We start from the raw sequence: 515 nt of genomic DNA, 5'->3' as shown, positions 1-515 counted from the left end.
CACGCGGGCCTGGACAACGAGTTGAGCCTCGTTGACGGCAAGGACCGCACGCTCACCATTCAGCAGTGGGATACGTTCCTCAACGGCGTGTTTCCCTTGGACCGCAACCGTTTGACCCGTGAGTGGTTCCATTCGGGCAAGGCCAAGTACAGCGTCGTGGGCCCGGGAGCCGACGAGTTCGAGGGCACGTTGGAGCTGGGTTACCAGATCGGCTTCCCCTGGTCGCTGGGCGTGGGGATCAACTTCTCCTACACCACGCCGAACATCCTGATCGACGACGGTGACATCACCGGTCCTCCCTTCGGTCTGAACTCCGTGATCACCCCGAACCTGTTCCCGGGTGTGTCGATCAGTGCGGATCTGGGCAACGGCCCGGGCATCCAGGAAGTGGCGACGTTCTCGGTGGACGTCAAGGGTCCCGATGGTGCGGTGGCGGTGTCCAACGCTCATGGCACGGTGACCGGTGCGGCCGGTGGCGTGTTGCTGCGTCCGTTCGCTCGCCTGATCTCCAGCAC

General features: G+C 63.7%; 1 protein-coding gene. It reads left to right on the top strand.

Going from position 1 to position 515, the window contains the following annotated elements; genetic code table 11:
• A partial coding sequence (gene mspA, locus AC30CM_RS26995) for a porin MspA (RefSeq protein WP_490119974.1) occupies positions 1-515 on the top strand: 515 nt, incomplete at both ends.

Source organism: Mycobacterium sp. DHQP2018-32-09 (assembly GCF_058148405.1).
Note: the sequence above shows the minus strand (reverse complement) of the source record. Positions and strands in the feature narration are given on the sequence as shown.